Below are 24,185 nucleotides of genomic sequence, written 5' to 3'. Positions count from 1 at the left end.
CCCGGCTCAGCCCAGCGGGCAGGAGTTGACCACATCACCGCCCGCGGGCCTGGCGATCGTCCGGTCCGCGGGCGGGGTCCTGCCGTCCTCCACCCACGCCACGAGCGCCGTGAACGCGGAGCGGTAACACGGCAGGACCGGCCGCAGCCGCTCCGGATACGTGTCGTAGAGCGAGTCGACATGGGTGCCGCCCTCGACGGTGTAGTAGCGGTGCAGCAGGTCGCGACCCCGCTCTCCCACCATCCGCTCGTACACGTCGGAGTCGGTGGCGATCGGGAGCAGCGTGTCCAGATCACCGTGCAGCGTGATCAGCGGTTTGCCGATCCGCCCCGTCAGCGCGACCCGCCCCACGGCGCGATGCACGGAGTCGGGGCGCGCGGCGTAGTCGTACTCCGCGTCCGACGCACAGGGCGCCAGGATCTCCGGCAGCGTCGTCCCGGCCGATGACCCCGGGCAGGCCGGGTCGTACGACGGATCGAACTCCGCGCGGTAGACCTTCTGCGTCAGCCCCCAGTACGCCTTCTCGTGGTACGGCCACAGGAACTGCGAACCCGGCGCGAAACCGGCCTTCAGAAGATCCTCGTCCTCCGCCCGGCCGAGGCTCCGGGCCACGGCGACCGGCAGTGAGCCCAGGAGACCCCCGCCGTCGGCGGTCCACAGAGCACCCTCCCAGTCCACCCCGCCGTCGTAGAGCCCGGGATGGTTCTCGAGCTGCCACCGGGTCAGATAGCCGCCGTTGGAGATGCCCGTCATGTACGTCCGCCGGGGCGCGTGCCCGTACCACTGCGCGACGGTCCTGCGCGCCGCACGCGTCAGCTCCGTGGTGCGCCGGTTCCACTCCGCCACCGCGTCGCCGGGCCTTTTTCCGTCCGTGAAGAAGTCGGGGCCGCTGTTCCCCTTGTCGGTCGCCGCGTACGCGTAGCCCTGAGCCAGCACCTGGTCGGAGATGAGGGCATCGGTCGCGTACTGCTTGCGCGTTCCGGGCGCACCCGTGACGACCAGACCGCCGTTCCAGCGGTCGGGCATCCGGATGACGAACTGGGCGTCGTGCCGCCACCCGTGGGTGGCGTTGAAGCGCGAATCATCGGGGAAGTAGCCGTCGATCTGCAGGCCCGGCACACCGGAGGGGTTCTTGGTGCCCTTCGCGGACAGCCCCACCTGGTCGGCGGTGTCGGTGTACGCCGTGCCGGCCAGCCCCGCCGTGGTCAAGTCACGCAGACAGGCCACGCGTTGACGTTCCGCTCCCGGCACGGCCGGACGGTCCTGCTCCGCGCAGGAACCGGCCGCGGGGGCGGGGCCTGCCGCGCTGGCGGAGCCGACGGTGGTCAGCACCATGAGAAGTGCGGCGACGAGTGGGACGCCTCTGGACGGGCGCATGGGGAACCTCCGGGTTCGCTGCGGGAAGAAGGGCACAGCGCCACATCCTGCTGTCGCATCGCCCGGTCCGGCCATGGGCCCGGCCCACACGGCGCGGGACTCGTACATGGGTGCCGTCCTCGACGTCCTACGCCTCCTGCGCGGCCACGGATCGGCATCCGTGGCTCGAAGCACTGGCAGCACTGCGCGAACATCCGGACCCCGCCCCGGCACGTCTGTGGAAGCGCTCCTCGTCGATCCGGGGAACGCGTACTGAGCGGCAGGGCCGCCGTCAGGCAGGCCGTACGGCCATCTTGTCGAGGGCCTCCAGCAGACCGGGCAGTTCGGGCCCCCGGCCGACGGGAAGGACCTCGCCCGGCTCCTCGTCCAGGAGCACGAAAGCGATGTCGTCGGTCCTGGCCACAACGGACCAGCCAGGACCGTCGGCGCGGAGCGTGCGGGCGTCGCCTGAGGCGAAGGTCGAGCGCACCCGTCCGGGCGGCGGCGGGGCGTCCAGATAACCGTGCAGCTCCTTGATCACACGCCGCACACCGGAGTGCGGCTTGTCACCGGGAGCCACGAACGTCTGCTTGTCGTCGATCTGCTCGCGCCAGGCCGCCCACTGGAGCGCGATCTCGTCGGCGCCGAGCCGCCGCTGGGCGGGCCCCCATTCGCCGGTGTCGGGCGGTGCGAGAGGCGACGGCCCGCTCGCGCCGTCAGGTCCGTTCTCGGGAACGGGGTCGTGCGGGTCCGGTATGCCGGGAGCGGCCACCGCGAGCGCGAGCGGCCAGCCCGGCAGACCGGCGACGACTGTGCGCTCGTCGGGCGACAGGTCGTACTCCATACCGCAGTCCCAGGACGCGATGGCGACCGCCACCAGCGACACGTCGTCGATCACGACGGTCCAGCGGGCGCCCGTGCCGTCCTGGCCGAGCACCAGCCCGTACCCGTCGGCGTACGGCTCCAGACCGAGCGCCGCGCAGGCCTCGGGATAGTCGTCACCGAGCACGCTCGGGAACTGCGCGGGCGTCAGCAGCACCGCGGTCAGCACGAACAGTGCGTCCTCGGCGTCCTCGGCAGTGTCCGGCCCGGTCACGGCGCCCTCCTCATCCCATCGGATCGGTCGTCGGCGCACCCTAACCAGTGAGTAACCCCGTCGTCGAGGTCCACGGGACGAAAGAACGCGACGTCACGCTGCCGGAAGACCGAGGAGGCTACGGGCCACGCTGTGCGGTGACTCGCCGCGCTCCCGCGCCAGCGTCATGACCGCCCGGCAGGCCAGTTCATTGACACCGAAGGAGAGCGCCTCCGGCGAGACCCAGCCGGCTGCCTCCTCGATACGGGGCTCGTCGTCCTCCGCGCAGGCGGACACGTAGGCCGCGGCGGCCTCGAAGATGTTGTGCTGCCGCGTTTCCGGGTGTGCCTGGCGCACACCGCCCGGACGCGGCCCGAAGAGCTTCCGGAGTCTGTCCCATACGCTGTCCAGCACGTCGGCCACCTTCCCCCTGAGTGGTTCCCTCACGGATCCTTCATGTGTGCACTCCCAACGTAGAGTTGGACGCCGGGCGACAGAAGGGGGACGGTGCGTTGAAGCGTTACGACCGGCTGCAAGAGATCCAGCGGCTGGACCCGGAGAAGGACTTTCTGACGATCTACCGGCTCACCGCGACGTACGAGTTCCCCTGGGACTACACACGCGCACTGGAACTGGCCCTCTATCGCACGTACGCGGTGCCCAGCATCGGCCGGCTCCTCGCCGAGACGGCAGAGCTGACGGACCGCTCCCAGAAGCGCTACGACGACACCGCGCTGCTCCTGGACACCGTCCTGGAGCACGGCTTCGACACCGAGGACGGCCGCACCGCCATCCGCCGCATCAACCAGATGCACCGCAGCTACGAGATCAGCAACGAGGACATGCGCTACGTGCTGTGCACGTTCGTCGTCATGCCGAAGCGCTGGATCGACTCCTACGGCTGGCGGCGGCTGTCCGACCACGAACTCCGGGCGTCTTCCGCGTACTACCTGCATCTCGGCAAGCACATGGGTATCAAGGACATTCCGCAGTCCTTCGAGGAGTTCGAGCGCTGTCTCGACACGTACGAGGCCGATCACTTCGGCTGGGACGAGGCGGCGCGCAAGGTCTCGGACGCGACGCTCGCGCTCATGGCGTCCTGGTATCCACGCCCCCTCGCGCCGCTGGTGCGCGGCGCGAGCCTCGCGCTCCTCGACGACGCGCTCCTGCGGGCCTTCCGCTACGACACGCCGCCGCCTGCCGCCCAGGGGCTGGTCAGGGGCGCCCTGCGGATGCGTGCCCGCGCCGTGCGCCTGCTGCCCCCGCGCAGCAGGCCCCGCTACGCACGGCAGAATCCCGAGATCAAGGGCTATCCCGGCGGCTACACGGTCGCGAACCTGGGGACGTTCCCGACTCCCGGCACGGGTGGCTGTCCGGTTCCGCACGCGGAGCGCCCGGCGGCGGCCGCCACCGAGTGACCGGGCCGGGCCGGGCCGGGTCGGGTCGAGTCGGTTCCCGGCTCAGTCCTGGCGGACGGCCAGCGCCAGGAACCGGTCGCTCTCGTCGGTGTACGACGTCATGCGCCACCCCGAACCAGCGAGCAGCGGCCGTAGGTTGGGCTCGGCCCGCAGATCCTCCGGGGTGATCTGCCGGCCCTGGCGGGCCGCGAGGGCGGCGCGGCCGATGGGGTGGAACAGCGCCAGCAGACCGCCCGGCCGCACCGTTCTGGCCAGTTCGCGCAGATTGTCCGCCGGTCGCGGGAGATGAGCGATCAGCCCGGCCGCGAACACGGCGTCGAGGGCGCCCGTCCGTACAGGCAGCCGGGTGACATCGGCGACCAGCAGCTGTGCCGCGCGATGGCGGCCCGCGTGCACCGCCGCCTCCAGCATCGCCGTCGTCAGGTCGGCGCCCAGCACCGAGCCCTTCGGGCCTACGGCGTCACGCAGGAACGGCAGTGCCCGCCCCGTGCCGCAGCCCGCGTCGAGCACGGTGTCACCCGCCCGCAGCCCGAGGGCGGCCACCGCGGCGGCGTAGGCGGGTCCGTCGTCCGGGAAACGGGCGTCCCAGTCCCCGGCCCGAGCCGTGAAGAACTCCTGAACGTGCGTGTGCTCATCGGCCATACGCTCATCGTCTCCCAATGAGCTCCCAGCGCGCGCCCCCTTCGGGACTGGCGTCCCCGGGCCACGGGAAGGATGCACACCGCCCGGCTGCCCCCGGAGGGCGTGCTTGCCGCGACGACGTCGGTGGGGAAGGGTTGTCCTCGATCAGGACAACGGGGAACAAATTAACGGGGAGGCCGCGACATGGCGCTGAACAAGGGACTCGACTGGCTTCTGGACGACCTGACCGACCGGGTCGAGCACGTGCGGCACGCACTGGTGCTGTCCAACGACGGCCTGGTGACCGGGGCGAGTACGGGTCTGGCACGGGAGGACGCCGAGCATCTGGCCGCAGTGTCGTCCGGACTGCACAGCCTCGCCAAGGGGTCGGGCCGGCATTTCCGGGCCGGGAAAGTCCGTCAGACGATGGTCGAGTTCGAGGAGGGAGTCCTCTTCGTCACGGCGGCGGGCGACGGCAGTTGTCTGTGCGTGCTGAGTGCCGCCGAGGCCGACATCGGGCAGATCGCGTACGAGATGACTCTGCTCGTCAACCGCGTCGGAGAACACCTCGGCGTCGCCGCGAGGCAGCCGGGGATCGGCACGGTAACGGAGTTCTGACCTGCGCGTATCCGCCCGGCCGGGGAAGTTATCCACAGGCCGGGCGGGCGACGTGCCATCCAGGCTACGGTCGTCACCGAGAGTATTCACATCTCACGGGGAGACGATCATGGTCGTACAAGAAGCACACCGCGCCGCCGTCGTGACGCAGGCCGGCAAGCCGCTGTCCGCAGCGCGGGCCAGCCAGGAACTGGGGCTCAAGCGCAGCGAGTTCGACCTGGCCGTCCTGCTCGGCCACATCCGCACCACGGCTGACGCCGACGGCAGCCACCGCCGGGTTGCCCGCGAGGAGATCGACAGGCTCCGGGCGGCGGACCGGAATCAGGAAACGCTGCGTGAGCGGGTACGGACCGTAGGCGCCACCGAGGGCGCGCAGCTGATGGGCGTCAGCCCCGCCCGGTTCGGCAAGCTCGCCCGCGCCGGATACCTCACGCCGGTCAAGTTCTACCTGAACCGCTACCGGGCGGTCGTCTGGCTGTATCTCGTCGAAGAGCTGGAGGAGTTCGCCACTCGCGAGCCCGGTCTGCTCACCGGCAGGTCTCCGCAGAGGATGCGCGCCGTGCTCGACGCGGGGGAGGACCGACGGGCTCGCAACTGGCGGGGCCGACGTCTCGGCCTGCTCACGCGACAGACCGAGGACCCGTGGGAGCAGGCGGCGATCACCAGCTCGGCCCTCGACCCCGTCCAGCTTGCGGAGGTCGTCGACGACCCCTACGAGCGCGCCTACCTCAACAAGCTCAGGCCAGGGCTTGTGGGGCGCCACGGTGAATCGCCCGCAGCCCGCGAGGCCATGGACCGGCTGCTGCCGGCCGACGATCCGGACGAGATCCTCTGGCAGCGGGTGAGCCTCGCGCTGCTCCTGGACGAGGCGCGCGACCACCGTTCCGCTCCACGCCCTGAGGCCCGTCGCCCGCTGCCTCCCCCTCTCCCGGAAACCTCCCGGGGGCTGCGCGCATGGCTGCGCCGCAGGAAGCTTCCTGGCGACCAGCCACCGTCATGACGGTCACGGGATTCGGGATCCTGTGGGGCGAATGAAGGCTGCGCTCGGCGGTGGCACTTCCCCCTTCTCCTGGAGCTGCAGCCCGGGAGCCGCGGTCACTGCCGACGCGCTGTTTATCCGCCGATAAAAGGAGTTGCTCTGGGTTAAGATCGAGTCGTTCTACAGAGAAGGCTTTCACGGAAGGCTCGGCACGGAGGCGGTGAACGGATGCTCGCGGTGGACGTGAGGCAGTCGCTTCGCAATGGCCAGACCGTTGCGGAAGGAGCGGCCCGGTGGTGGCGCTTTTCCACCGAGACCGTCGGGAAGCACGGCGACTTCCTGCTGGCCTTCGTCGATGGCGGCGTCTGCGTCGGCGCCTTCCGGATCGTCAGCTCCGAGCCCGACGTCGCCGCGGGCGGCAAGTACGCCTTCGACCTCGCACCGGCCGCCCGCTTCCAGTGGGCCCTGGGGCACAGACTCCCGCTGCCCCCGGGGCGCAATCCCGCCCGCATCCTCACCGGCCGGCACCTGCGCGAGTTCCTGGACGCCGCCCCGCACCGCCCGTCCGCGCCCGACAACGACTGACGACGACCGACACCGAAGGAGCAAGCGCCGCATGGCCAGCAAGCCCGACCCCGTCGACGCCCTCCTGAGGTCAGGGCCGCGCCGCACTCACCTGCCCGAGCCGGCCGAGCGCGCCCGGCTGCGCACTGACTACGGCCTCACCCAGAGCGAGATCGCCGCCGCGCTCGACGTCACGCGGGCCACCGTGGCCGGATGGGAGGCAGGCCGCAGCGAGCCTCAGGGCGCCACCCGAGCCGCCTACGCCAAGCTCCTGGAAGGCATCGCCACCCAACTGGCAGCCGCGCCCGAACCGCGAACGGCCTGCGCCGCGCAGGATGCACAAGCAGCAGCCGCTCCGCCGGAACGGTCAACTTCCCCTGCAGTGCCGGAGAACCCGGCCGCAATGCCGCCCCCGGCCCGCACGCCCCCGTCGGCGCCGCGCCGCCCGGCCGCGACGAGGCCCGCGACGAGGGAGCCCGCCGACACCGCTGTGGCCGTCGATCCGCGCTTCGCCAACGGCCCGCTCGCGGTGCTGGACGGTGACGGATCGGCGTACTGCGTAGGCGGCCTGGTGCTCGACTGCCCGGCCACGACGATTCCGGCCCTGGTCGAGTGGGCCCTTACCGAGGCGCAGCTGGGGGCGCCCCGGCTCAACCGCAACGGCAAGGACGCCGACCCGCTGGTCGTCATCACCGCCGCGGCCGCCGAGCGGCTCGGCCTGCCGGCCGCCCTGGAGGACCGGCGAGGTCTTCGCCTGCCCGAGGACCACAAGGTCAACAAGCAGATCGCCCGGGCGAACTGGAAGACGACCAGGCGCGGTTTCGGCCCCTGGGCCAGGGTGTACCGCCCGGCGCAGGCCGGCCGGCGCCAGTGCGTCCAGTTCGCGATCGTGCCCTGGGGCGCGCTCGACGCACGTGCCTGGGGTGCGGCCGCGGGGCTGCCGGCTGCGGAACTCGCCCAGGTACTGGGCGAGTACGCCACCAGAGTCATCACCCCGCGCGGTTCCTGTGCCGTGTCCGGCCTGGAGCTGATGACCGCGCTGCGCCCGCCGACCCGCGCGGTCAAGGACGCGGCGACCGGTGCGTGGTCGTCCGGCCCGAACCCCGGTTCGCTCACCACCCCGGTGGACCCCGCGCCACCGGAAGCACCGGACGAGCACCCCGTCGTCGCCGCCCTGTACCCGCGCGGCCACCGGCGCACCCCCGACGAGGTCCTCGACGAAGAGGCGTACGAGTGGATCCGCGATCCCGAGTTGCTCACCGACGAGGAGTGCGCCAAGCCCTACGCCGTCGGCATCGACGTCAACATGGCGTTCGCCGCCGCGGCGAACCGGCTGAACGTCGGCCTCGGACCGGCCGCGCACATCCACAATCCGGCATTCGACCCGAAGCTGCCCGGCAGCTGGCTCGTCGACCTGTCCCATATCGAGATCGACCCGCGCCTGCCGAACCCGTTCACCCCGCACGGCGTCCGGCCGGACGGCCCCGCCTGGTACGCGACGCCGACCGTCGCCTACGCCGTGGAACTCGGGCACCGGGTACAGCCTGAGCAGGCATACGTCCGCCGCGAGCACGGACCGTACCTGGACTCCTGGTACTCGCGGCTGCGTGACGCGTACATGGCCACCATGGAACGGCTCGGTGTCGTCTCCGGAATGGGTGAGGCCGAGTTCCTCGCGGCGATGGACCGGCACAAGCAGGTCGACGCCGGGCAGGCCGCCGTCCTCTCCGCCATCAAGTCCACGGTCAAGGGCGGCATCGGCAAGCTGCGCGAGCGCCCGCAGGGCTTGGGTTACCGGCCGGGCGAACGCTGGCCGGCCCTGGAGCGCCCGACCTGGCGCCCCGACATCCGCGCCGCCGTCATCTCTGCCGCCCGGATCAACATGCACCGCAAAATGCTCAAGCTCGCAGGCGTCGGACTCTTCCCGGTGGCCGTCCTCTCTGACTGTGCCGTATACCTGTCCGACGGCCCCTCACCGCTGGATTTCCTGCCCCGCACGCCCGAGGACAAGCCACTGCCCGGGGGATTCCGCCTCGGCGTCTCGCCGGGGATGGTCAAGTGCGAGGGCAGCCAACCGATGATGTGGGCTGTGCAGTTGCTCGATCAAGGCCACAACCCCGCCCGGCACATCAAGGGCAGCGACGCGTCGGCCGACGGGGAATAGGAGACTAGGGGTCAGCGATGGGCATTCTGGGCGACAGCCTCGACAAGGCCGAAGCGAGCACGTTCACCCGGCCTCTTCCGAAGTCCGCGCAGGCGCAGATGCGGTTCCTCGTGAAGCACGAAAGGGGTTCCACCAAGGCCGTGGCCGAGCGGCTCGGCACCTCCCAGCGCACGGTGGAGCGCTACCTCAAGGGTCAGTTCAAACGGCCCCGCAAGGACCTCGCCGCCCGCCTCGTCGCCGAGGTGGGCAAGAACTGGCAGCCCAGGGTCCGCGACCGCGCCAAGAAGCAGGCCGCCAGCACCACCGGGATCGTGATCGAGACCCGCGCGCGGTTCGGATTCACCGCGGCGCCGGGCACTACGGACGACAGCCGGCTGCGGCTCATCACCCAGCACCTGCCGCCCGCGTACGCGAGCCGCCTCTTCGACGCGCAGGCCGCGGGCGCCACCGAACAGCAATTGCAGCGCATCGCCGCCGAAGGCCTTCAGGAGGAGTACTTCAAGGACCGCGGGCGCCGAGCCCCCGGCCTACAGGTGGAGCTGACCGACATCGACTACATCGAACTCGACTACAGCTGATGCCTCACGAGTCCCGAGGCCGCCCGAGCCTGAGCCGGGTCAATTCAGTGGTGCACGGGACTCCAGGACTCTGGCGGTGAAGGCCGCCAGGTGAGCTCGCATGTGCTCACGAGCCACCGACACCGTCGAGCGCCTCACTGGCCGCCCACCGCGCAACTTCCGCGCTTTCGCGGAACGGGAAATGGGTTGACTCCGGAGCTGAGAACTTCCGGTTCGCGTCCTGGCTCAGCCCTCGTGGCCGCGATGCTCAGCGATGTGCCACGTACGCCGGGACCCGCGACGGACTTGGTGTGGACCTGTCGCTAGAGTGCGTTGCTTGATCGACGTGCCGTGGAGCGAAGGGGGAGGAATGAGTGGGCAACTGAGGGACATCGCCAGCGAGTTGGCCGAGGTGCTGTGGCGTGAGCACACCGTGTACCGGGACCGGTCGGGGGGCGTGGTTATCCGGGGTGAGCATGTGCAGCGCTGGATCAGCCTCGCTCCGGCGGGAGGCCGCGGCGAGATACTCGTGCGCGCGGGCCGCATACTCGACGGCGGCACCACGGCTCCGGCGCGTTCGGAAGCGATAGTGCCGCTCGCCGCCGGGACGGGCGAACTAGCCACCACCTGCCGCCGCCTGCTCGCGGAGGCCGCTGTCGATGCGGCGCCGCGAGTGCCGGGCGGCCCGTCGCGCGCCGGCCGCTCGAAGGGCGCCGACGGCTCCGGTCGCTCCAGACGGTCCGGCCGCATCAGCCGGTCCGGCAAGCAGCGGCGGCGAGGAAGGCACACGAGCTTCAGTTCCTGGGTCGTCCTGGTCTGTGTGGCGGGGGTCGTCGCTCTGTACCTCTACAGCGCCGGAGCGTTCGGCCGGTAGCAGCAGGAGCGCGCGCGGGGGACACGGATTCCAGTCAGACGGGCTTACGGGCCTCGATGAGGAAGCGGGTCGAGTGGGCCACGAACGGCCCCTCGCTCTCGATCTTGTCGTGCAGTTCCCGCAGCCGGTCGCGGTACCGGTCGACGGTGAAGCCGGGGACCATCCAGATCACCTTCCGCAGGAAGTAGATCACCGCGCCGATGTCGAAGAACTCGGTCCGCAGCCGCTCGAATCGCAAGTCGGTCACCTCCAGGCCGGCCGCCTCGGCGTCCCGGCGTTCGTCGTCGGGATGGCGTGCGCGGCGGACTTCCCCGGGCTGTGGACCGAGGAAGTACTCGACGAGTTCGAAGACGCTGGAATGGCCGACGTGCTGGGCGAGGTACGTGCCACCGCCCTGAAGCACGCGGGCGATCTCCTCCCACCACACCGTCGCCGGGTGACGGCTGGTCACCAGGTCGAAGGCGCCGTCGGCGAACGGCAACGGAGGTTCGTCCGCGTCCGCGACGACGACGGCGCCGAGCGGGTGCAGCAGCCTGGTCGCCTTGGCGACGTTGGGCGGCCTGGACTCCGTGGCCACCATCACCCGCGGCAGCTTCGGCGCTCCGGCGAGCACTTCCCCGCCGCCGGTCTGGATGTCGAGGGCGGCGGACGCGTGGGCGAAGTGCTCGCTCATCGTGCGCTGATATCCCCACGAGGGGCGTTGCTCGGTGGCGCGGCCATCAAGCCAGGAGAAGTCCCAGCCGTCCACCGATACGGCTTCGGCCTCCGATACGAGGTCGTCAAAAGTGCGTGACATACCCGGATCATTTCGGCGGAAATGGATGAAGTCAAAGAGAATTTTCCGCGCATCCCTGCTGGCAGGAGGCGTTTTTTTGCGTACCGGAGATCGCTCGTCCGCGCGGACAACCGCCCATGGGCGTCCGTACGGCGCCAAAACGGTGGCCGGCAGGCACGCAGGGCGGCGCCACCTGCCGCAGAAGGTGGCGCGTGGCGTTGGGCGAGACACCCGAATGCCACGCGATTACCCGAAAACGTCGAAGTCGAGCACCGGCTCCACGTGCAGAACCCGGATTTTGCGGTTACTCGTAGGTCATGGCATCGAAGTGGCGACAAGAGCATGGAGACGACGATCAGGGACGTGATCGCCCGCAGGCGGAAGCCGCGTCGGCCGGGGAGCCCGGCAGCCGTGCGGGGCCGGACCCACAGGTGGAACGGAACGCTCCTGACAAGCCCACCCAGATGGGCAAGAAGTCGTGGGGCGGCGTGCTGCGCCGCACCGCGGCAGAGTTCAAGGACGATGAGCTGACCGACCGCGCCGCGGCGCTGACGTACTACGGGATCCTGGCGCTGTTCCCCGCACTGCTGGTGCTGGTGTCGATCCTGGGCATCGCGAGCGAGTCGGCGACCAAGAGCGTCCTGGACAACATCGCGAAGCTGACGCCCGGCTCCGCCCGCGACATCATCACCGGGGCGGTCGAGCAACTGCAGGCCAGTGGCAGCGGTACGGGATCGATCCTGGCGATCGTCGGTCTGCTGGTTGCGCTGTGGTCGGCGTCCGGATACGTGGCCGCGTTCATCCGCACGTCCAACGCGGTCTACGACATCCCCGAAGGCCGGCCGGTCTGGAAGCTCACGCCGTTGCGGCTTGTCCTGACGCTGGTGCTGATGATCCTGGCGTGCGTCAGCGCGCTGATCGTGGTGTTCTCCGGCGGCCTCGCCCGGCAGTTGGGTAGGACCCTGGGCATCGGGGACAGTGCCCTGAACGTGTGGTCGATCGTGAAGTGGCCGGTCCTCGTCCTGCTGGTCACCATCATGATCGCCCTGCTGTACTGGGCATCACCGAACGCCAGGGGCCGCGGCTTCCGGTGGGTCACCCCCGGCAGCTTCCTGGCCCTGGTGATCTGGCTGATCGCCTCGGCGGGCTTCGCGCTGTACGTGGCGAACTTCGCTTCGTACAACAAGACGTACGGCACCCTGGCCGGTGTGATCATCTTCCTGGTGTGGCTGTGGATCACGAACCTGGCGATCCTGCTGGGCCTGGAGTTCGACGCCGAGATGGCCCGTGAACGCGCGATCGCCGGCGGCCACCCCAGCGAAGAGGAGCCCTACGTCGAACCGCGTGACACACGCAAGTGGACTGATCAGGACCGCAAGCAGATGGGCAGCGACTGACTGTGCCGGGACGCCTGAGCAGAGGGGTGGACGGGGTTGACGTCGCGCGGTCGAAACAGGCCGTCACGCGCCTCCTCCACGACATGCGCCGCCTCGACCGGCAGCTCACCCACCGGGCCGCCTCCTGGGACTCGCCCTGGACGCGCCAGGTGCTCCCGGCGGTGGAGGCGGCTGCCGAACGGACCAAACTGTGGTGGGGCGTGGCCCTGGCCATGGCTGTCGCGGGAGGCGCGTCGCAGCGCAAGGCCGCGGCCGGGGGAGTGGTCAGCATGCTCTGTGCCCAACTGGTGTCGAACGCGGTGTGCAAGCAGTTGTACGAGCGGCGAAGGCCACCCACGGACATGATCCCGCACGACGGTGCCGACAACCGGCCGGACAGCTCGTCCTTCCCGTCCGGGCACACCGCCGCCGCCGTGGGTTTCACCACCGCGGTGGCCTTCACCTCGCCGTGGGTGGGGGCGGCAGCCGCGGTTCCCACCGTGATGGTGGCCGTGGAGCGCGTCCAGGCCGGGGCGCACTACCCAAGTGACGTCGTGGCCGGCGCCGCCATCGGTGTGGGCAGCGCCTTGCTGGTGCATCACGCGCCCCGCCTGCTGCTCCGCGCCCTGTTGTAGGGCGGGTCTGTTCGGCGGCGGCGCGTGGGCTGTCCGCTGGCGGGCACACGAAGTAAGGGCTACGACTTGATTGACAGCCACCAGCGGGCAGGTCGAGGAAAGGCAGGTCACGACGATGAGCACGTCAGTGGACCAACGGCCCCACACGGACACCGGGGAGTCTCACGGGGAGTCGGTGGGCGATCTGGTCAAGCACGCGTCGGAGCAGATTTCCCAGCTGATGCGGCAGGAGCTGCGCCTGGCGCAGGCCGAGATGCAGCAGAAGGGCAAACGGTTCGGGCTGGGCGGCGGTCTGCTGGGCGGAGCCGGCGTGGTGGGTCTGCTGGCCCTGCAGGCCATCGTGGCCACCGCGATCATCGCCCTGGACCTGGTCTGGCCGTTGTGGCTCTCGGCGCTGGTCGTCACCGGCGCCCTGCTCTTCGTGACGGCGGTGCTCGCCGCCGTGGGCAAGAAGCAGGTCAGCCGAGCCACGCCGGCCACTCCCGAGCAGGCCATCCACAGCGTCAAGGCCGACGTGGCCGAGATCAAGGAGAGGGCACGTCGATGACAAAGGCAAAGGGCAACGGTTCCTCGCCCAACCCCGACGAACTGCGGGCGCAGGTGGAGAAAACCCGCGAGGAGCTGGGCCGTACGGTCGAAGCGCTGGCAGCCAAGGCCGACGTAAAGGCGCAGGCACAGCAGAAGGCGGCGAAGGTCAAGAGTGTGGTGCAGGACAAGGCCGCGCATGCCCTCCATACGGTGCACGACAAGACCCCCGGGCCGGTACGGGACAAGGCCGCCTCTGCCAACGAGCAGCTGACGGACACCGCTCTCATCCTGGGACGCAAGCTCCACGGCAGGGGTTCGGAGCCCGGTCCGCAAGAGGGCCGGCCCGGCGGCAGGACCACGCGCCCCGGCCGTGATCTGCTCGTGTTCGCCGGTTTCGCCGCGCTCGCCGCCGTAATCGTGGTCGCCACGCGACGCAGCAGGAGGTGCTGATGAAAGCGTCCAAGGTCGCGTACAAACCGGTCGGCCTGGTGATGGGCGCCGTGAGCGGCGCCCTGGCCGGCATGGTCTTCAAGCAGGTGTGGAAGGTCATGGGGCACGACGAGGACGCCCCCGACGCCACGGACATGGAGCGCGGCTGGCGGGAGGTCGTGATCGCCGCTGCCGTGCAGGGTGCGATCTTCGCGGCGGTCAAGGCGGCGGTCGACCGCGGCGGTGCCACGGCCGTACAACGCCTGACGGGAACCTGGCCGGGCTGAATCGGCCGACCGACCGGCCGGCCCGGCGCTTCGGGGAGGAGCCCTATGGTCCGCTCGCCGGCGGAGCCCATCGGGCTCCTTTTCGCGCTTCAGGCCATACGGCGATCGTTCGCCGCGATGGGGAGGTCGTTGATGCTCGCGTAGCGGCGTCGCATCAGACCGTTCTCGTCGAACTCCCAGTTCTCGTTGCCGTAGCTGCGGAACCACTGGTCCTCGTGGTTGTGCCACTCGTACTCGAAGCGGACGGCTATGCGGTTGTCCGTGAAGGCCCACAGCTCCTTGCGCAGGCGGTAGTCCAGCTCGCGCCGCCACTTGTCGCGAAGGAACTCCACGATCTCCGCGCGCCCGCGCAGGAACGTGTCGCGGTTGCGCCACTCGGAGTCCTCCGTATAGGCCAGGGAAACCCGCTCCGGGTCCCGGCTGTTCCAGCCGTCCTCGGCCGCCTTGACCTTCCGCAGAGCCGTCTCGGCGGTGAACGGCGGGAACGGCGGCCTCTTGTCAGTCATGACTCTCCCCTTCACAGGCGGGAGAATGATCATTCTCCCCGGCCTGCGGGTAGCCTAAGAGAACTGTGATTCTCTTGCAAGGGGAGAGTTGGCATGGAAGCCGCCGAACAACAGACCCGCATCCTCGACGCAGCCGAGACGCTCTTCTACGGGCGTGGACTGCAGGCGGTCGGCATGGCCGAGATCCGCGACGCGTCGGGGGCGTCCCTCAAACGCCTCTACCAGCTCTTTCCTTCCAAGGATCACCTAGTGGAGGCCTACTTGCGCCGGCGCGACGTGCGATGGCGCGCATCGCTGGCGAGTTACGTCGAGGCCCGGCCGCCGGGTGAGGAACAGATCCTGGCGGTCTTCGACTGGCTGCGGTCCTGGTTCCGGGAACCGGGCTTCCGCGGCTGCGCCTTCGTCAACTCCTTCGGGGAACTGGGCGCCACATCGGACGAAGTGGCCGCCGCCGCCCGCGACCACGTAGACGCCCTGAAGGACTACCTGGCGCGTCTGGTGGCCGATGCGGGCCACGCCGACTGGCTGGCGCGGGCGCTCCTCCTGCTCGTGGAAGGCGCGATCACCACCGCCGCCGTCTCCGGGGACAGTGCCGCGGCAGAGCATGCCCGCGAGACGGCGCGCAGACTGCTGGACCTCGCTCCGGACAGCTCAAGCGGCGACGCACCGGGCCGCCGCTGACCAGAGCGGCCTTCACCGTGTCGTCGCGGGGACGTGGACGGTGCCGCTGTGGCTGATGGTCAGGGGCGGGCTGCACGCGCCGTGCGGCAGCTCGGGCGAGGTGATGCGTACGCGGTACGGTCCCTCGGGCAGCTCCGGCACCACGACGGACGCCCGCAGCGCACGCGGGTCCACCTGTGAGGCCAGTACCGCGGCCTCGGACCACTTCCCCTGCTCGGTCCTGCGCTCCAGCAGGACGCAGCACGGATACCCGAGACCTCCCGTTATCCGCCAACTGATCTGGCGTCGCTCGACCCAGTTCCAGCACTCCCCTCCGGTGGGCGCCCGTACGAGCAACGTGTCCGATGCCGGTTCGGGTGAGGCGGTACGGGGCGGGAACAACGCGTCGGTTGCCCGCTTCAGTTGAGCTCTGGCCAGCGCGATCCAGCGCATTCTCTTCCTTCCGTGTCGCTCCACTCCCGCGGCGGCGGACCAGCGGGCGCGGGAGCGGAGCATCATCGCCGTCATCTTCTGATTTGGGTGTTTCCGTCCGAAAAGTCGGCGACACGGGACTAAAGTCCCGTCCGGCAGGGACCTTCGTCACCAGCCGGCCGGGTGTCGGCGAGCGTTCGCGTGGGTCCGGGGCGGAACCTACGATCGAGATGAACGGATCTTGACGTGCGACGCCGGGAGGTCACCGTGAATGTCCTGGACATCAGGGCGGTGACGCTCTTGTGAGCTTCTCCCCGCCGGGCCCGCCGGGCCCGCCGGGCCCGCCCGACCTCCCTGGGCTCCCCGGCCCCGGCCTCCCCGGCATGCCGGACCTGCCGCACGACGTGGAGGGCCTCAAGTCGCTCATCGAACGCGAGGTCGCCGCGTTGCGCGCGGATGTACGGCGTAAGACGAAGGCACGCCTGCCGCTCTCGACCGCCATCACCCACGCGTCGCCCCTCAGCAGCCGGTCACTGGAGACCTTCACCTCCGGAAGACCGGAGCCGGCCGGCGACAGCCGGGCCGAGGAGGGCGAGGCCTCGTGGGCCTGCCTGCGCTCCAGCCTGTCGGCCATCCCGGTCTCGGCGGCGCTCCTCGACCCGGTAAAGGACGAGACCGGCGAGATTACGGACTTCGTCATTCGCGCCGGAAACCACGTCCGCTCCTCGCAATGGCTCGAAGCACCGGACAGCCAGGTGGGGCAGCGGTTCCTGAAGGCCCGCCCCGGCGCCGCGACGAGCGGGCTGCTGGCGGCGCTGACCGCGGTGGTCAAGTCCGGGCGCGCCCTCAACGGACTGACCGTCGACTACACCGAGGAGCGGCACGGCCGGCTGCACCGGGCCCCACTCCTCTATTACGCCGCCCCCTGCGGCAACCAACTGCTGACCACCTGGCTCCCCGCCCGCGGCCAGGCCGAGATCCTGACCCTCGACGCCCAGCACATCGCCTCCATCGGCTGGGGCCACTGGGACCTGCTCTCCGGCACCGTCAACTGGTCGGAGGGACTGCACCGCATCTTCCGTACGGACCCGAGCATGCCGTGGTCCCTGACGGAACTCTGCGACGCGGTCCTGCCCGGCGAGGTGCCGGCGCTCGCCGAGCTGATCAGCGCTGTCCTCGCCGGCGAGGAACCTTCCTGGACGCGCATCCGCTTCCGTGTCTTCGGCGAAGTACGCACCCTGGACCTGCTCGGCAGACCCGTCGCCGGAACCGACGGCCGCCCGTGGGCCGTGCACCTCGTGGCGCGCGACCTGACCCCGCCAGATGCGCAGCCGGCGCCGCCTAGCCGAGACCCAGCGCGAGACGGAGGCGCTGCGCCAGCAGGCCGAGGCGGAGCGGCGTATCGCGTCCGTCCTGCGCGAAGCACTCCTGCCGACGCACTCCGCCGAGCTCGCCGAGCTGGGGCTGACCGTGGCCGCCGCCTACCTGCCTGCCGAGCCCGACGCGGCGGTCGGCGGCGACTGGTACAAGTGCAGGCGCCTGCCGGACGGGCGGGTACTGGTCGCCATCGGAGACGCGGTGGGCCACGGGCTGGACGCCGTGGCCCGGATGGCCCAGCAGCGCCACGCCCTCGCCGGCCTCGCCCAGACCGGCGCCTCGGCCGGCGAGATGGCGACCTGGCTGAACGAGCTCGTGTGCAGTGATCCGACAGCGCTGACCGCGACCATGATCACCGGACATATCGACCACGACCATGTCCTGCGCTGGGCGTGCGCCGGCCATCCGCCCCCGCTGCTGCGGCGCGGGGACGAGGTGTCCCCTCTCCCGTCGGATCACCTGGGCCCCCTGCTCGGCCTGATGCCCGGGTACGCGTACGAGACCGCGCCGGTGCCCCTGCGCGGCGGTGACCTGCTGCTCCTCTACACCGACGGTGTGGTCGAACGCCGGGGCGAGGACATCACCGTGGGCATCACCAACCTCAGCCGGAGCCTGTCGGGGAACGCGGGGCTTTCGCCCGAGGAGACCCTCGACCGGATCATCGCCGATTACACGCGCACGGCCCACGACGACGACGCCTGCCTGCTCGCCATCCAGGTCGACTGAGGCGCGCCGGGCGGGAAGAGCGGCTGGAAGTTCCCGGCCCGGAACGCGGTGACGCGGGCGCCGATGCTCAATCGCCGAAACGCAGCACGAAGCGCTTCTGCCAGGGAGTTTCCACCGCGCGCGGGTGGTAGTGCCGACGGGCGTACGTCACAGCCTCCTCCGCCGGCACCCCGTCCAGGACGGCCAGGCACGCCAATGCCGTCCCCGTACGCCCGCGACCGCCGCCGCAGGCGATCTCCACGCGCTCCGCGGCTGCCCGCCGCAAGGCTTCCTGGAGTACGTCCCGTGCCTGGCGGCGGTCGTGCGGAAGCCGGAAGTCCGGCCAGCGCAGCCATCGGGCTTCCCACGTGGTCGGGGGCGGCTGCTTGCCCAGGAGGTAAACGGCGAAGGACGGAGCCGGCCCCGGGGGAAGCGGATGACGCAGCCCCCGGCCGCGCACGAGCAGGCCGGAGGGCAACTTCATGACTCCGGTGTCGGACGAGCACCACTTCTCGGTCATGTGAGCACTCTATTGACGCCGCGCTCAACCCGGCGAGCGGCAACGACTGCGTCAACATCGACAAGGAGTCACCGCGCCGCCAAGTGGTCACCGCGCCGCCGTGCGGGTAGCTCGCCCTGGCGGCCCCCGATTGAATGATCAAAATAGCGGGGGGTTAGCATATGAGCGCCGCCTAGCTCGAAAGATAAACCTGTGACTGTCAATGATGACTCGTTCACCAACTGGAAAAACCGCGAGGAGATCGCGGAGTCGATGATCCCGATCATCGGGAAGCTGCACCGGGAGCGGGACGTCACGGTCCTGCTCCACAGCCGCTCCTTGGTGAACAAGTCGGTGGTCAGCATCCTCAAGACCCACCGATTCGCCCGGCAGATGGCCGGCGGGGAGCTCTCGGTCACCGAGACTCTGCCGTTCCTGCAGGTTCTCACCACGCTCGATCTCGGCCCTTCCCAGATCGACATCGGCATGCTCGCCGCGACGTACAAGACCGACGACCGCGGTCTCTCGGTGGAGGAGTTCACCGCCGAGGCCGTCGCCGGCGCCACCGGTGCCAACAAGATCGAGCGCTGCGAGTCGCGCGACGTCGTCCTCTACGGCTTCGGCCGCATCGGCCGTCTCGTCGCCCGCCTGCTCATCGAGAAGGCCGGCTCCGGCAACGGGCTGCGACTGCGCGCCATCGTCGTCCGCGGGGGCGGCGGCCGGGCCGTCGAGGATCTGGTCAAGCGCGCCTCGCTGCTGCGCCGCGACTCCATCCACGGTCAGTTCCAGGGCACGATCACCGTCGACGAGGCGAACAGCAAGATCATCGCCAACGGCAACGAGATCAAGGTGATCTACGCCAACGACCCGTCCGAGGTCGACTACACGGCGTACGGCATCAAGGACGCCATCCTCATCGACAACACCGGCAAGTGGCGCGACCGCGAGGGCCTGTCGAAGCACCTGCGCCCCGGCATCGACAAGGTCGTCCTGACCGCGCCGGGCAAGGGTGACGTCCCCAACATCGTGCACGGCGTCAACCACGACACGATCAAGCCGGACGAGCAGATCCTGTCCTGCGCGTCCTGCACCACCAACGCGATCGTGCCGCCGCTGAAGGCGATGGCGGACGAGTACGGTGTGCTGCGCGGCCACGTGGAGACCGTCCACTCGTTCACCAACGACCAGAACCTGCTGGACAACTACCACAAGGCCGACCGCCGCGGCCGCTCCGCGCCGCTCAACATGGTCATCACCGAGACCGGTGCCGCCTCCGCCGTCGCCAAGGCGCTGCCCGATCTCAAGGCGCCGATCACCGGCAGCTCGATCCGCGTCCCGGTGCCGGACGTCTCGATCGCGATCCTCAGCCTGCGGCTCGGCCGCGAGACCACCCGCGAGGAAGTCCTCGACTACCTCCGCAACGTGTCGCTGACGTCGCCGCTCAAGCGCCAGATCGACTTCACCAGCGCCCCCGACGCGGTGTCGAGCGACTTCATCGGCTCGCGCCACTCCTCGATCGTCGACGCAGGCGCCACCAAGGTCGAGGGCGACGACGCGATTCTCTACCTGTGGTACGACAACGAGTTCGGCTACTCCTGCCAGGTCATCCGCGTCGTCCAGCACGTATCCGGGGTGGAGTACCCGACCTACCCGGCCCCCGCGGTCTGACCTGTTCGGACTGTCGCCGCCCGGCAGAGCGCCGCGACCCCCTGCCCCGACTGCCGCGTACGGCGGCCGGGGCCAGGGGGTCGCGGGCTGAGGTCAGGCAGACGACATCTTCGGCATCTGGCCCTTCGTCGTCTTCATGTCGATCACGGCGAACGCCGCGCCCTGCGGATCGGTCAGCGCCGCGAACCGGCCGAACGGGCTGTCCATCGGCCCGAAGTGCAGCTCGCCGCCGCGCTCGGTCGTCTTCGACACCGCCGCGTCGCAGTCGTCAACGGTGAAGTACACCTGGATGTACGGCGGGATCTCCGGCGGGAACTCGTCCGTCATCCTCATCCTCCCCAGTACGGTCTCGTCACCGACATTGAAGACCTTGAAGTCCATGGTGTCGTCTTCCATCCGCTGCACGCTGTACGGGAAGACGGCGGGGAAGAAGGCGTCCGACTTCTCCGGGGCGCGCGTGAAGACCTCGGCCCACGCGTACGAGCCCGGCTCGCCGCGCTTCTCGAAGCCCTCGTGCGCGCCCGCCTGCCAGGCACCGAACGTGACACCGCTGGGATCCTTCGCGATCAGCATGGAGCCGAAGTCGCCGACCTCCATCGGCTCCATCACCACCTCACCGCCGTTGTCACGGATCTTCCGGGCGGTGGCGCCTACATCCGGCGACGCGAAGTACAGGCACCAGGCCGACTGGCTCTCCTGGCCGGGCATCGGCGGGACGACCGCCGCCACCGCCTTGCCGTCCGAGTACGCCTGCGTGTAGTTGCCGTACTCCGTCGCACTCTCACCGAAGGTCCAGCCCAGCACGTCGCCGTAGAAGCTCTTGGCGCCCTCCACATCGGTGAACATCGCGTCGGCCCAGCATGGGGTGCCCTCTGGTAGTGCCGCCATGGATTCGCTCTCTCCTGCTCGATGATTGGTCCGGTTTGTTGCGGTATCCAGTCATTGGTCGAGCCGCGCGAGATGCGCGCCGGGACGGGACGAGCGCGCGGCGCCGAGCACGCCGCGCGTCATGCTCCCGTGCGACAGGCAGCTTCAGGAAGGCCGCGGTGGGGCTACCGAAGAGCGCACGACGAGGCGCGCGCGGAGCGTGTGCGTATCGCGGCGGGGTTCGGCTCCTTCGAGGGGATCGAGGAGTACCTCGGCCGCCTTCGCGCCCAGTTGGTGCACGGGCGTACGACCTCCTCGGTGGCCCGCTCCTCGGTCTTCGGCCCGATCATCACGAGCTCGGGGTCGAAGGGGATGCGCGCGTCGTCCAGCGCGTCGAGGTAGCCGCGCAGACGCTCCCCGTCGGTCCACAGATTGCGCGCCGTGCCGGCGAGCAGTTCACGCCGGGTCCGGGGTGCCTTCGCCACGGGCGGCCCCCATACGAATCCGATGCGGCGGTGCCCGGCCGCGATGAGCGTCTCGACCGCCTCCCGCGCCGCGTCCCGGTTGTTGATGACGACGGCATCGAGATCGAGCGACGCGATCGCCCGGTCGACGAGCACGACCGGGATGCCCCGGTCCAACGCCGTGCGGATATGGGCTACTTCACCGCGCCCGACGGCCGCGGACCCGACGATGACACCGTCGACGCGCTTGTCGATGAGCACGTTCGTCGCCGCGATCTCCTCGTCGAGATTCTCATACGTGCTCAGCACGATGGTGTCGAAGCCCCTGGCCCGGGAGGTCGGGTCCGCAGGGGCGGGATCGCTCAAGCGCTGCTGATCCTGTACACCGCCTTCCGCGTCCCTTTCACCACGTTCCTCATCCGCGCCTACATGATCGACCTGCCGCGCGAGGTCGACGAGGCGGCCGAGATCGACGGCGCGAGCCGGTGGACCGCGTTCTGGCGGATCATCCTGCCGATGTGCAAGCCGATCATCACCTCCACGGTGCTGCTGCACGTCCTCTTCGCCTGGAACGAGTACCTCTTCGCCATGGTGTTCACCAACGGCAGCGACGTACAGACGCTCCCGGTGGGCCTGACGAGCCTGATGAGCAAGCACGGCACCGACTTCCCCGTCGTCTTCGCCGGCATGGTGATCGCGGCGGTACCGGTGGTGCTGCTCTTCGTCTTCGGCCAGCGCTACATCGTCAAGGGTCTCGCCGACGGAATCGGGAAGTGACCGGTTGTCACCTTCCGGTGAAGGCCGAAGAGGTGACAATCCGCAACCAGGCGGGTGACCCCCGCACGTGGCGGTCACGCCGGAACTCCTTCCAGGCGTTGAGGTGGGTTCGCGCATTCGCCCACTCTCATCTCCTGGAGGTTCCATGCTCCGTATCCGTGCCCGACAGCTGTCCGCCGCTGTGACCACCGCTGCCATGGCGATGGCCGCCACGGGTGTCCTCGCCTTCACCGCGCAGGCGGCAGCGGCCCCCCTGCCCCGGGCCGAGTCCAAGACGGACTCCAAGGAGGACTCCAAGGCCAAGGTGCTCAACTGGCTCGCGCACAAGCACTCGGACACCATGGCGCGCTCGCTGCGCAAGGGTGATGACTGGACCTCGTACGCCTACCTGTACGAGTTCAAGAAGGGCAAGCCCGGCAAGAAGATCGGTGACGCCACGGCCCACTGCAGCGCTGTCGAGGTGACCCCGCACGCCGTCGTCGCGCAGTGCCAGAGCGTTCTGCGCACCGACCACGGCAGCATCACCCTGAGCGGCACGGCCGACCACCGCCGCTCCGGCACGTACGGCGGCGACGCGGCGATCACCGGCGGCACCGGCAAGTACACGGATGCCGAGGGGCAGGCGGAGGCGGTCTTCTACGGCGACTACGCCAAGTTGCGCATCACTCTCGACGACTGAGCGCACGGGTGATTGACGGCCGATGGTGCCTGGGTGAGAGGTGAGCGGGAACAAGCTAAGGGTGCCTGAAGTTACCGACCCTTTGCTGAACCTCGTCCGGCGGCACAAAGAACCCGTGGTCGTACAGACCGTGCGGTCCACCGTCGCCGCGGTGATCTCCTACGTCGTCGCCCTGATGCTCAGCAGTGAACCGGCGCCGCTGACCGCACCGCTGACCGCACTCCTGGTCGTCCAGGTCACCCTGTACGCGACCCTCACCACCAGCATGCGCCGCATGAACTCGGTGGTGGCCGGGGTGGTCATCGCCATCGGCTTCAGCTCGCTGGTCGGGCTGAGCTGGTGGAGCCTCGGACTGATCATCCTCGCCTCGCTGACCATCGGCCGTTTCGTAAAAGCCGGTGAGTTCGTCCCCGAAGTGGCGATCAGCGCCATGCTGGTGCTGGGTGTGACGCGAGTGGCGGCGACGGCCTGGGACCGGGTACTGGAGACGCTGATCGGGGCGGTCGTCGGACTGCTCTTCAACGTCCTGTTCGCGCCACCGGTGTGGGTGCAGCCCGCCAGTGCGGCCATCGAGGGTCTCGCGGGCCGCATGCGGGACTTGCTGATGCGTCTCGGCGACCAGGTACGCGGCCACACCACCGTCGCGGAGGCCGCTGAAGTGCTGCACGAGGCGCGTCGGCTGGATCACGACATCGTGGAAGTGGACGCGTCCCTGCGACAGGCGGAGGACAGCCTGCGCCTGAACCCCCGCGTCAAGGAGGGACTGCTCTTCCGGATCGTCCTGCGCACCGGCCTGGACACCCTGGAGATCTCGGCGGTGGTGCTCCGCACGGCGTGCCGCACCCTCACCGACCTTGCCAAGGCGCGGACGGAGGAGCCGCTTTTCCCCACCGAGATCGCCACCGCCCTGCGGGAGCTGTTCATCCACATGTCCCGGGCGATCGAGAGTTTCGCCGTACTGATCACCACGCAGGTCAGCGCCAACGCGGAAGAGGCGGAGGTACGGCTCAACAAGGAGCTCGCCGCCAGTCGCGCCAGCCGCGAGATCGTCGCCCACCTCCTCCTCGACGGCGTCCGGGAACACCCGCGCCAGTGGCAGCTGCACGGAGCGCTGCTGGCCGAGATCGACCGGATCCTGGACGAGCTGGACGTGGAGAAGCGGTCCATGCGGCTGGTCGAGGAGCTGGACCGGCAGTCCCGCGAGCAGCGGGAGAAGTACCCGCTGGTGGCCAGGCTCCGGGGCCGGATGCGCGTCGGACGGTCGCGCGAGCTGTCCGAAGAGACCTTCGACTAGA

28 protein-coding genes are annotated in these 24,185 nt (G+C 69.8%); 18 read left to right on the top strand and 10 right to left on the bottom strand.

Translation table 11 applies throughout. From position 1 onward, the window contains the following. Positions 1–6 precede the first annotated feature (6 nt). From J7E96_RS13980 to J7E96_RS13970, 3 genes are all read right to left on the bottom strand, one after another. Positions 7–1,377 (bottom strand): tannase/feruloyl esterase family alpha/beta hydrolase, encoded by a 1,371-nt coding sequence (locus J7E96_RS13980; protein ID WP_215131041.1) that lies wholly within the window; start codon positions 1,375–1,377, stop codon positions 7–9. Between the two features lie 271 nt (positions 1,378–1,648). Further along, a complete protein-coding gene (locus J7E96_RS13975; protein ID WP_215131039.1) occupies positions 1,649–2,452 on the bottom strand; it encodes a hypothetical protein in 804 nt (267 codons plus the stop codon). Positions 2,453–2,545: 93 nt separating this feature from the next. After that, positions 2,546–2,788 (bottom strand): hypothetical protein, encoded by a 243-nt coding sequence (locus tag J7E96_RS13970; protein ID WP_308295963.1) that lies wholly within the window; start codon positions 2,786–2,788, stop codon positions 2,546–2,548. 155 nt (positions 2,789–2,943) lie between these two features. On the opposite strand from J7E96_RS13970, the gene J7E96_RS13965 reads away from it, so the two are divergent. Beyond that, the gene (locus tag J7E96_RS13965; protein WP_215131037.1) at positions 2,944–3,849 is read left to right on the top strand and encodes an oxygenase MpaB family protein; all 906 of its coding nucleotides are present in this window, start codon (positions 2,944–2,946) and stop codon (positions 3,847–3,849) included. Between the two features lie 42 nt (positions 3,850–3,891). Here the strand turns inward: J7E96_RS13965 and J7E96_RS13960 are convergent, their stop codons facing one another. Next, a complete protein-coding gene (locus J7E96_RS13960; RefSeq protein WP_215131035.1) occupies positions 3,892–4,491 on the bottom strand; it encodes a class I SAM-dependent methyltransferase in 600 nt (199 codons plus the stop codon). A 183-nt stretch (positions 4,492–4,674) separates the two neighbouring features. Here J7E96_RS13960 and J7E96_RS13955 point away from each other — a divergent pair, with 183 nt between their 5' ends. The 6 genes from J7E96_RS13955 to J7E96_RS13930 all read left to right on the top strand — a co-directional run bounded on the left by J7E96_RS13955 (position 4,675) and on the right by J7E96_RS13930 (position 10,226). Beyond that, positions 4,675–5,088: a roadblock/LC7 domain-containing protein gene (locus J7E96_RS13955; RefSeq protein ID WP_215131033.1), complete on the top strand. Its 414-nt coding sequence runs from the start codon at positions 4,675–4,677 to the stop codon at positions 5,086–5,088. A 109-nt stretch (positions 5,089–5,197) separates the two neighbouring features. Continuing rightward, entirely contained in the window at positions 5,198–6,088 is an 891-nt protein-coding gene (locus tag J7E96_RS13950) for a DUF6397 family protein (protein WP_215131032.1), read from the top strand. Between the two features lie 222 nt (positions 6,089–6,310). Then, entirely contained in the window at positions 6,311–6,652 is a 342-nt protein-coding gene (locus tag J7E96_RS13945) for a hypothetical protein (protein ID WP_308295942.1), read from the top strand. A gap of 31 nt (positions 6,653–6,683) precedes the next feature. Continuing rightward, positions 6,684–8,795, top strand: coding sequence for a helix-turn-helix transcriptional regulator (locus J7E96_RS13940; protein WP_215131029.1), 2,112 nt, complete (start codon positions 6,684–6,686; stop codon positions 8,793–8,795). 17 nt (positions 8,796–8,812) lie between these two features. Continuing rightward, on the top strand, positions 8,813–9,373 hold the full coding sequence (locus J7E96_RS13935) for an XRE family transcriptional regulator (protein WP_215131028.1): 561 nt from the start codon (positions 8,813–8,815) through the stop codon (positions 9,371–9,373). Between the two features lie 349 nt (positions 9,374–9,722). Beyond that, positions 9,723–10,226: a hypothetical protein gene (locus J7E96_RS13930; protein WP_215131027.1), complete on the top strand. Its 504-nt coding sequence runs from the start codon at positions 9,723–9,725 to the stop codon at positions 10,224–10,226. Between the two features lie 34 nt (positions 10,227–10,260). Here the strand turns inward: J7E96_RS13930 and J7E96_RS13925 are convergent, their stop codons facing one another. Further along, a complete protein-coding gene (locus tag J7E96_RS13925; protein ID WP_215131026.1) occupies positions 10,261–11,022 on the bottom strand; it encodes a methyltransferase domain-containing protein in 762 nt (253 codons plus the stop codon). 296 nt (positions 11,023–11,318) lie between these two features. On the opposite strand from J7E96_RS13925, the gene J7E96_RS13920 reads away from it, so the two are divergent. The 5 genes from J7E96_RS13920 to J7E96_RS13900 all read left to right on the top strand — a co-directional run bounded on the left by J7E96_RS13920 (position 11,319) and on the right by J7E96_RS13900 (position 14,256). Beyond that, positions 11,319–12,398 (top strand): YihY/virulence factor BrkB family protein, encoded by a 1,080-nt coding sequence (locus tag J7E96_RS13920; RefSeq protein WP_215131025.1) that lies wholly within the window; start codon positions 11,319–11,321, stop codon positions 12,396–12,398. Positions 12,399–12,424: 26 nt separating this feature from the next. Continuing rightward, complete coding sequence (locus tag J7E96_RS13915; RefSeq protein WP_308295941.1) at positions 12,425–13,012, top strand: phosphatase PAP2 family protein; 588 nt, start codon at positions 12,425–12,427, stop codon at positions 13,010–13,012. A gap of 115 nt (positions 13,013–13,127) precedes the next feature. Then, positions 13,128–13,559, top strand: a complete 432-nt coding sequence (locus J7E96_RS13910; protein WP_215131024.1) for a phage holin family protein — start codon at positions 13,128–13,130, stop codon at positions 13,557–13,559. After that, positions 13,556–13,990, top strand: coding sequence for a DUF3618 domain-containing protein (locus J7E96_RS13905; protein WP_215131022.1), 435 nt, complete (start codon positions 13,556–13,558; stop codon positions 13,988–13,990). The genes J7E96_RS13910 and J7E96_RS13905 overlap by 4 nt, the downstream gene beginning before the upstream one ends. After that, on the top strand, positions 13,990–14,256 hold the full coding sequence (locus J7E96_RS13900; protein WP_215131020.1) for a DUF4235 domain-containing protein: 267 nt from the start codon (positions 13,990–13,992) through the stop codon (positions 14,254–14,256). The genes J7E96_RS13905 and J7E96_RS13900 overlap by 1 nt, the downstream gene beginning before the upstream one ends. Before the next feature lie 89 nt (positions 14,257–14,345). On the opposite strand, the gene J7E96_RS13895 is transcribed toward J7E96_RS13900, so the two are convergent. Continuing rightward, a complete protein-coding gene (locus J7E96_RS13895; RefSeq protein WP_215131017.1) occupies positions 14,346–14,762 on the bottom strand; it encodes a nuclear transport factor 2 family protein in 417 nt (138 codons plus the stop codon). Positions 14,763–14,855: 93 nt separating this feature from the next. Here J7E96_RS13895 and J7E96_RS13890 point away from each other — a divergent pair, with 93 nt between their 5' ends. After that, a complete protein-coding gene (locus J7E96_RS13890; RefSeq protein ID WP_215131015.1) occupies positions 14,856–15,443 on the top strand; it encodes a TetR/AcrR family transcriptional regulator in 588 nt (195 codons plus the stop codon). Positions 15,444–15,455: 12 nt separating this feature from the next. On the opposite strand, the gene J7E96_RS13885 is transcribed toward J7E96_RS13890, so the two are convergent. Beyond that, positions 15,456–15,950 carry a hypothetical protein gene (locus J7E96_RS13885; RefSeq protein WP_215131013.1) on the bottom strand — a complete coding sequence of 165 codons (495 nt, stop codon included), beginning with the start codon at positions 15,948–15,950 and terminating at the stop codon, positions 15,456–15,458. A 1,227-nt stretch (positions 15,951–17,177) separates the two neighbouring features. Here J7E96_RS13885 and J7E96_RS37315 point away from each other — a divergent pair. Next, positions 17,178–17,957 (top strand): PP2C family protein-serine/threonine phosphatase, encoded by a 780-nt coding sequence (locus tag J7E96_RS37315; protein WP_251069853.1) that lies wholly within the window; start codon positions 17,178–17,180, stop codon positions 17,955–17,957. A gap of 67 nt (positions 17,958–18,024) precedes the next feature. Here the strand turns inward: J7E96_RS37315 and J7E96_RS13875 are convergent, their stop codons facing one another. Next, positions 18,025–18,456: a protein-tyrosine phosphatase family protein gene (locus J7E96_RS13875; RefSeq protein ID WP_215131011.1), complete on the bottom strand. Its 432-nt coding sequence runs from the start codon at positions 18,454–18,456 to the stop codon at positions 18,025–18,027. 192 nt (positions 18,457–18,648) lie between these two features. Here J7E96_RS13875 and J7E96_RS13870 point away from each other — a divergent pair, with 192 nt between their 5' ends. Further along, the gene (locus J7E96_RS13870; RefSeq protein ID WP_215131009.1) at positions 18,649–20,103 is read left to right on the top strand and encodes a glyceraldehyde-3-phosphate dehydrogenase; all 1,455 of its coding nucleotides are present in this window, start codon (positions 18,649–18,651) and stop codon (positions 20,101–20,103) included. A 93-nt stretch (positions 20,104–20,196) separates the two neighbouring features. Here J7E96_RS13870 and J7E96_RS13865 read toward each other — a convergent pair whose 3' ends face one another. Then, the gene (locus J7E96_RS13865) at positions 20,197–20,991 is read right to left on the bottom strand and encodes a VOC family protein (RefSeq protein ID WP_215131007.1); all 795 of its coding nucleotides are present in this window, start codon (positions 20,989–20,991) and stop codon (positions 20,197–20,199) included. 164 nt (positions 20,992–21,155) lie between these two features. After that, the gene (locus J7E96_RS13860) at positions 21,156–21,800 is read right to left on the bottom strand and encodes a substrate-binding domain-containing protein (RefSeq protein ID WP_251069852.1); all 645 of its coding nucleotides are present in this window, start codon (positions 21,798–21,800) and stop codon (positions 21,156–21,158) included. On the opposite strand from J7E96_RS13860, the gene J7E96_RS13855 reads away from it, so the two are divergent. The 3 genes from J7E96_RS13855 to J7E96_RS13845 all read left to right on the top strand — a co-directional run bounded on the left by J7E96_RS13855 (position 21,723) and on the right by J7E96_RS13845 (position 24,184). Further along, a complete protein-coding gene (locus tag J7E96_RS13855; protein ID WP_308295962.1) occupies positions 21,723–22,211 on the top strand; it encodes a carbohydrate ABC transporter permease in 489 nt (162 codons plus the stop codon). The genes J7E96_RS13860 and J7E96_RS13855 overlap by 78 nt on opposite strands. 145 nt (positions 22,212–22,356) lie before the next feature. After that, positions 22,357–22,890: a hypothetical protein gene (locus tag J7E96_RS13850; protein ID WP_215131001.1), complete on the top strand. Its 534-nt coding sequence runs from the start codon at positions 22,357–22,359 to the stop codon at positions 22,888–22,890. A 61-nt stretch (positions 22,891–22,951) separates the two neighbouring features. Further along, complete coding sequence (locus tag J7E96_RS13845) at positions 22,952–24,184, top strand: aromatic acid exporter family protein (protein ID WP_215130999.1); 1,233 nt, start codon at positions 22,952–22,954, stop codon at positions 24,182–24,184. The last annotated feature ends 1 nt before the right edge of the window (position 24,185 follow it).

The sequence above is a fragment of the Streptomyces sp. ISL-96 genome (assembly GCF_018614035.1).
In the GTDB taxonomy this organism is placed as follows: Bacteria; Actinomycetota; Actinomycetes; order Streptomycetales; family Streptomycetaceae; genus Streptomyces.
This window is presented reverse-complemented; position numbering and strand designations above follow the sequence as displayed.